The sequence below is a fragment of the Acidiphilium iwatense genome, from assembly GCF_021556475.1.
In the GTDB taxonomy this organism is placed as follows: Bacteria; Pseudomonadota; Alphaproteobacteria; order Acetobacterales; family Acetobacteraceae; genus Acidiphilium; species Acidiphilium iwatense.
In genome coordinates this window covers 1-6,556 of the sequence record NZ_JAKGBZ010000086.1, presented here as the reverse complement: position 1 = coordinate 6,556, position 6,556 = coordinate 1, and the positions used below count along the sequence as shown (strand labels likewise).

5 protein-coding genes, 1 pseudogene and 2 riboswitches are annotated in these 6,556 nt (G+C 64.6%); of the genes and pseudogenes, 2 read left to right on the top strand and 4 right to left on the bottom strand.

Translation table 11 applies throughout. The annotated features are described in order from the left end of the window. The 4 genes and pseudogenes from L2A60_RS21055 to gcvT form a co-directional block, all read right to left on the bottom strand. Positions 1-186: pseudogene (locus tag L2A60_RS21055) on the bottom strand (transposase); the annotation flags it as partial. Positions 187-528: 342 nt separating this feature from the next. Next, positions 529-3,396, bottom strand: coding sequence for an aminomethyl-transferring glycine dehydrogenase (gene gcvP, locus L2A60_RS19495; protein WP_235706129.1), 2,868 nt, complete (start codon positions 3,394-3,396; stop codon positions 529-531). Between the two features lie 14 nt (positions 3,397-3,410). Further along, entirely contained in the window at positions 3,411-3,785 is a 375-nt protein-coding gene (gene gcvH, locus L2A60_RS19490) for a glycine cleavage system protein GcvH (RefSeq protein ID WP_235706128.1), read from the bottom strand. A 13-nt stretch (positions 3,786-3,798) separates the two neighbouring features. Next, a complete protein-coding gene (gene gcvT / locus L2A60_RS19485; protein WP_235706127.1) occupies positions 3,799-4,899 on the bottom strand; it encodes a glycine cleavage system aminomethyltransferase GcvT in 1,101 nt (366 codons plus the stop codon). A gap of 51 nt (positions 4,900-4,950) precedes the next feature. Continuing rightward, positions 4,951-5,035: riboswitch (glycine riboswitch) on the bottom strand. Between the two features lie 4 nt (positions 5,036-5,039). After that, positions 5,040-5,131: riboswitch (glycine riboswitch) on the bottom strand. Between the two features lie 329 nt (positions 5,132-5,460). Between gcvT and L2A60_RS20820 the strand changes: the two genes are divergently transcribed. Next, positions 5,461-5,640 carry a hypothetical protein gene (locus tag L2A60_RS20820; RefSeq protein ID WP_329603617.1) on the top strand — a complete coding sequence of 60 codons (180 nt, stop codon included), beginning with the start codon at positions 5,461-5,463 and terminating at the stop codon, positions 5,638-5,640. A 21-nt stretch (positions 5,641-5,661) separates the two neighbouring features. Further along, positions 5,662-6,432, top strand: coding sequence for a DMT family transporter (locus L2A60_RS19480; RefSeq protein WP_329603616.1), 771 nt, complete (start codon positions 5,662-5,664; stop codon positions 6,430-6,432). Positions 6,433-6,556: the final 124 nt, after the last annotated feature.

Genomic DNA, 6,556 nt, shown 5'->3' with positions numbered 1-6,556 from the left:
CGTGCACTGGAACAATTGTCGAGGCTTCACCACGCAATGCCGCGTGTCCCCGCACACCGGACAGACGAAACCTTTCGCCCAGCGCCAGGAGTAAACGATCGCCCGGCAGGCTTCTTCCGTTCCTTAGAGCCGATCAAACTCCGCTTCGCTGAGACCTTTCTGAAACTGAACTTTGTTCCGTGCCATCCCACACTCCAGGAAATTCGTCCATTCGCAGCAGATCATACCGCCCGAAAATTCACGGATCAACATGCGTAATCAGGAAATCCGTTAATACCGATGGCAATCACATGCCGCACCGTTGTTTGGATGGCACTCGCGGAACCCATCTGGGCCAGCGGTCATAGCGCCGCATCAACAGGCCGGACACATGACCGCATTCGAACCAACATCAGATTCTGCAAAAAAACGACTTGAACCCAAAGGGCCGTCCACACATGGTATTAGATAGAGCTTTATCCGTGAGCCAAAGCGAACGGAAAATGCTCTAATCATCCGATCTTATCTTGAAGCGTGCCATTGCTACCCTCACTCCGCCGCCTCCGCGTAGTCCGAGAGTGGCGCGCAGGTGCAGACGAGGTTGCGGTCGCCATAGACGTTATCGACCCGCTTGACCGGCGGCCAGTACTTCGATCCGGCGACATAGGGCAGCGGAAACGCCGCCTGCTCGCGGCTATAGGCGTGGTTCCAGGTGGTCGCCATGACCTCGGACGCGGTATGCGGCGCGTTTTTCAGCATATTGTCGTCGCGCGGCAGCGTGCCCGCCGCGATGGCGACGATTTCCGCGCGGATCGCGATCATCGCATCGCAGAAGCGGTCGAGTTCGGCCTTGGTTTCGCTTTCGGTGGGTTCGATCATCAGCGTGCCCGGCACCGGCCAGGACATGGTGGGCGCGTGAAACCCGTAATCCTGTAGCCGTTTGGCGATATCCTCGACCTGAATGCCGGTATCGGCCTGGAAGCCCCGGCAGTCGATGATGCACTCATGGGCTACCATGCCGTTAGCGCCGGCATAGAGGATCGGATAATGGGCGCCGAGGCGATGGGCGATGTAGTTGGCGTTCAGGATGGCGATTTCGGTCGCCTCGCGCAGCCCCTCCGCCCCCATCATGCGGATATAGGCGTAGGGAATCGACAGGATCGAGGCGCTGCCGAATGGTGCGGCGCTGATCGGGCCATAGCCGGTGGCCGGCCCAGCGTCATCGCGCATCGGGTGATTGGGCAGATGCGGGGCAAGATGCGCCGCGACCGCAATCGGTCCGACGCCCGGTCCGCCGCCGCCATGCGGGATGCAGAAGGTTTTGTGCAGGTTGAGATGACACACATCCGCCCCGATCGCGGCGGGGCTGGTAAGGCCGACCTGCGCGTTCATGTTGGCGCCGTCCATATACACCTGGCCGCCGGCGCGGTGGATTTTGGCGCAAATCTCGCGGACCGTCGCTTCGAACACGCCATGGGTCGAGGGATAGGTGATCATCAGCGCGGCGATGCGACCGGCATGGGCGGCGATTTTCGCATCGAGATCGGCAAGGTCGATATTGCCGGCGCGGTCGCAGCCGACCACCACGACGCGATACCCGGCCATCGCCGCCGAGGCGGGGTTGGTGCCGTGCGCGGAGGACGGGATCAGGCAGATGTCGCGCGCAGCGTCGCCGCGCGATGCATGGAAGGCATGGATGCTGAGCAGCCCGGCATATTCGCCCTGCGCGCCGGAATTGGGTTGCAGCGAAACGGCGGCAAAGCCGGTAATGCGCGCGAGATCGGTCGCGAGCCGGTCGATCAGCGCGCGATAACCGCGCGTCTGGTCCGGCGGCGCAAAAGGATGGATATCGGCGAAACCGCGCCAGGTGATCGGGATCATCTCGGCGGTCGCGTTGAGTTTCATGGTGCAGGAACCGAGCGGAATCATGCTGCGGTTGAGCGCGATGTCCTTGTCTTCCAGGCGTTTCAGGTAGCGCAGCATCGCGTGTTCGGAGCGGTGCGCGTGGAACACCGGCGCGGTCATGAATTTCGTGTTCCGGGCCAGCGCCGCGAGCGGCGTCGGCATGGCCTCAGCGGCGCCGCCGAGGATGCCGGCGAGAATCGTCAGTTCCTGGTGCGTTACGGTTTCGTCGAGCGCGATGCCGAGCGTTTTCTCATCGATGCGACGGAAATTGAAGCCCGCATCGAGCGCGCGAGCGAGGATGGTATCGGTTTTTTCACCCGTTGTTAACGCGATCGTGTCAAAGAAAACATCGTGGCGGAGCGCGAAGCCGGCTTTGGTTGCGGCACCCGCGAGCAGGCGGGCGGCGAGATGCACGCGTTTCGCGATGCGGATCAGCCCTTCCGGCCCGTGCCAGACGCCATAGAATCCGGCGATGACCGCGAGCAGCACCTGCGCGGTGCAGATGTTGGAGGTCGCCTTTTCGCGGCGGATATGCTGCTCACGGGTTTGCAGGGCAAGGCGCAGCGCGGGCGCGCCGGCGGCATCGACCGAAACGCCGACCAGACGTCCGGCCATGTGGCGCTTGAGAGCGTCGCGTGTCGCGAAAAACGCGGCATGCGGGCCGCCGAAGCCCATCGGCACGCCAAAGCGCTGGGCCGAGCCGACCACGATATCCGCGCCCATCTCGCCGGGCGGCTTGAGCAGGGTGAGGGAGAGCGGGTCAGCACTCACGATGGCGAGCGCGCCCGCGTTATGCGCGGCGGTGATTTCCGCCGACAGATCGCGAACCACGCCGGTGGTTCCCGGATATTGCAGGACCAGGGCGAAGGGTTTGGCGGCCTCGATCGCTGCGGCATCGCCCGGTTCGATATCGGCGATGCTCCAGCCGAGTGGTGCCGCGCGGGTGGCGATGACGGCGCGGGTCTGCGGGTGGAGATCACGTGCGACGGCGATGGTCGTCGAACTCGCGCGATGCACCGCGCGGGCCAGCGCGACACCCTCGGCAGCGGCGGTCGCTTCGTCGAGCAGCGAGGCGTTGGCGATGTCCATGCCGGCGAGTCCCGCCATCATGGTCTGGAAATTCAGCAGGGCTTCGAGCCGGCCTTGGGCGATTTCCGCCTGATACGGCGTGTAGGCGGTGTACCAGCCGGGGCTTTCCAGCACGTTGCGCAGAATGACCGGCGGGGTGACGGTGCCATGGTAGCCGAGGCCGATCAGGCTGCGCTTGACCGCGTTCTCGCCCGCGTAGTGGCGCAGATCGTCGAGGATTTCACCCTCGGTCAGCGGTGTCGGAAGGTCGAGCTTTCGCTCCGCCAGGATCGCGCCGGGGACGGTGCGGGCGATCAGCGCGCCGATCGAGGGGATGCCGAGCTGGTGCAGCATCGCTGCCCGCTCGGCGGCATCGGGGCCGATATGGCGCGCGGCGAACCGATCTTCGGCGAGGATCGCATCGAATGCGGCGAGAGTATCCATGGCGGCGGCTCCGGTCAGAGCGATTGCACGAAAGTCTGGTAGTCGGCGGCGCTCAGCAGCGCGTCGAATCCGGCGCGGCCGGCGAGGCGCAGCTTGAAGAACCAGCCGCCGGCTTCGGCATCCTGGTTGGCGACGCCGGGATCGGCGGCGAGGGACGCGTTGTTTTCGGTGACGGTGCCGGCGAGCGGGGCATAGACGTCGGACGCGGCTTTCACGCTCTCGACCACGGCGCAGGCTTCGCCTTCGGCAACGGCGCGGCCGGGTTCCGGCAGTTCGACGAACACGATGTCACCGAGGGCGGATTGCGCGTGATCGGTGATGCCCACAGTGGCGATGTCGCCGTCGAGCCTCACCCATTCGTGGTCCTTGGTGTATCTGATTTCGGTCATGGCGGAGGTCCTTTCAGCGGGCGTAGCGGTGCGGAATGAAGGGCAGCGGGGCGACGCGCATGGTCACGGCGCGGCCGCGCAGTGCGGCGGCGAGGATGGTGCCGTCGCGGGCAAGATCGGCGCGGACATAGCCGAGCGCCGCCGGCGCATCGAGGCTGGGCGCGAAGGTGCCGGAGGTGACGATGCCGGCCGGCGCGCCCTTGGCGTCGGTCAGTTCGGCACCCGCCCGCACGGGTGCGCGGCCGTCGGCGCGCAGGCCGACTAGGCGGCGGGCGGGGCCGCTGTCGTGTATGGCGCGCACCGCGGCGCCGCCGGCGAAATTCCACGCCATTTTGCGGCGCTTGCCGATCGCGAAGCCGAGCCCGGCCTCGATCGGGTTGGTGGTTTCGTCGATATCGTTGCCGTAGAGCGGCAGCCCGGCTTCGAGGCGGAGCGAATCGCGCGCGCCGAGCCCGGCGGGTTTCACCCGCGCATCGGTGATCAGGGTGGTGGCGAGCGCGTCGGCGCGTTCGGCGGGCAGGCCGATCTCGAACCCGTCCTCGCCGGTATAGCCGGAGCGGGTGATGGTCATGCGCGCGCCTTCGAGCGTGGTCTCGATCGCGTCCATGAAGCGCAGCGCGGCGACCTCGGGCGCCAGTGAGGCGAGAACCGCGCCGGATTCGGGGCCTTGCAGGGCGAGCAGGGCGCGGCCGAAATGCGGGGTGAGGCTGACGGCATCGGGCAGATGGGCGCGGATATGGGCAAGATCGACATGCTTGCGCGCGGCGTTGAGGACGAGGAGATAATACCCGTCGAGATTGGCGACCATCAGATCGTCGACGATGCCGCCATCCGCGTTCATCAGCAGGGTGTAGCGCTGGCGCCCCGGTTGCAGCCCGGCGATGTCGCCGGTGACGACGCGTTCCAGCGCGGCGGCGGCACCGGGGCCGGACAGGATCGCCTGGCCCATATGCGAGACGTCGAACAAGGCGGCATGGGCGCGGCAATGCAGGTGTTCGGCGATGATGCCGTCATACTGCACCGGCATGGCGTAGCCGGCGAAGCCGACCATGCGCGCGCCCAGGCCGCGATGCATCGCATCGAGCGGAACGGTCAGCGTTTCGGCATCGGCCACAGGATTCTCCGCGTTCAGCGGACGGGTGCAGAACCGTCCAGGCTGACCCCCCTCTGTCGCGGAACCTGAGAGATTCGGGCAGGAGTTTCCCCGCCCTTACGCCTTCGGTGCGGCGCGCTGCGCCGGCTTTCCAGAGATCGTGTTCTCACGCGGTCCTTTTGCCTGAGCGTTTCCGGGGGCCGGTTGCGCCTTCGGCGGCGGCGTTCATGCCGCTCTCTCCCGCGCGGGAGTTCGATGGCTATGTCATGACCGACATCGGCGTTGAACGCAAGCGCCGGTGCGCAAATCGCGCCTGAGTGCGTTGGCCGGCTTGGCCGATGTCCCCGCATCGACCTGCGCCGGCCGCCTGCTCAGCCGCGATTTTCGCTCCCGACGCGAATCGCGCCGCCGTTTCCAGTGTTTCTGAGCGGAGATTTCGAACCGATTGAAGGGAGCGGATCGTTGCGCCCTGATCTTTCACTGACCATGGGGAAACGTGCGTCCGAATACGAGCACAAGATTCGGAGTGCCGCGACGCGGTGGCGTCGATACCTTTCTGTCGAATTGAAGGGGATGAGTTCGATGACGGTTAAGACCGCACCAGTGCCGGCGATGGGATGTAGAGAGTGGGTTATGCTGCTGGCCCTCGCTGCGCTGTGGGGCGGGTCGTTCTTTTTCTTTAAGGTGCTGGTCGCCGAACTGCCGCCCTTCACCGTGGTTCTCGGCCGCGTGGGTTTGGCCGCTGTTATTCTGAACCTGTAGCTTGGGTTGCGAGGTGACTTCATGCCGGCCTCGCCGCGTCTCTGGGCTGACTTCATCGTCATGGGCGTGCTCAACAACGTCATCCCCTTTTCGCTGATCGTATTCGGCGAAACCCGGATTTCGAGCGGGCTTGCCTCCATCCTCAACGCTACGACGCCGATGTTCACCGTGGTCGTCGCGCATATGCTGACTGCAAACGAGAAGCTGACCCGCAGCAAGTTTGTCGGTGTCGCGATCGGCTTTGCCGGTGTCGCTGTGCTCGTTGGGCCAGGAGCACTGGCGGGCATGGCCAAGGGGGGCATTCTTGGGGAAGTCGCCTGCCTGGGGGCGGCGCTGGTTTACGCCTTTGCCGGCATTTATGGTCGGCGATTCAAAGATATCTCGCCGATCAAGGTCGCGACCGGCCAAGTTACCGGCAGCACCCTCGTGCTGATCCCAGTGGTGGTTTTTGCCGATCGTCCTTGGACACTGCCGGCACCGGACGCGGAGACGTGGGGAGCGCTGATTGGGATCGCGCTTCTGTGCACCGTGCTTGCCTACATTCTCTATTTCCGCATTCTTGCTGCGGCGGGGGCGACCAATCTGCTGCTTGTCACATTCCTGATCCCGGTCAGCGCAATCCTGCTCGGTTCGTTTGTGTTGGGCGAGGCACTGCTGATCCGAGAGTTTGCAGGAATGGCCATGATCGGAGGCGGCCTGGCCTTCATTGATGGCAGGCTGCCGACGGCTTTTCTCCCTCGTCCAAAGCCGGTTCCGATGCCCACCGAAAAATCTTATGATTTTGAGATCTAGCCCGAAGTTTTCACTTTGAAACTGCTTGAACGCATTGGGTGGCTTGGGATAGCGCGGTTTTATATTTGAATGATGTGTCCATACATTGGGCTTGCGGCGCGACTCGAGTTGTGATTCCCTGGCG

Excerpts from the sequence above, each read along its gene's own strand:
- gcvP (WP_235706129.1), bottom strand. The coding sequence starts at position 3,396 with ATGGATACTCTCGCCGCATTCGATGCGATCCTCGCCGAAGATCGGTTC.
- gcvH (WP_235706128.1), bottom strand. The coding sequence starts at position 3,785 with ATGACCGAAATCAGATACACCAAGGACCACGAATGGGTGAGGCTCGAC.
- L2A60_RS20820 (WP_329603617.1), top strand. The coding sequence starts at position 5,461 with ATGACGGTTAAGACCGCACCAGTGCCGGCGATGGGATGTAGAGAGTGG.
- L2A60_RS19480 (WP_329603616.1), top strand. The coding sequence starts at position 5,662 with ATGCCGGCCTCGCCGCGTCTCTGGGCTGACTTCATCGTCATGGGCGTG.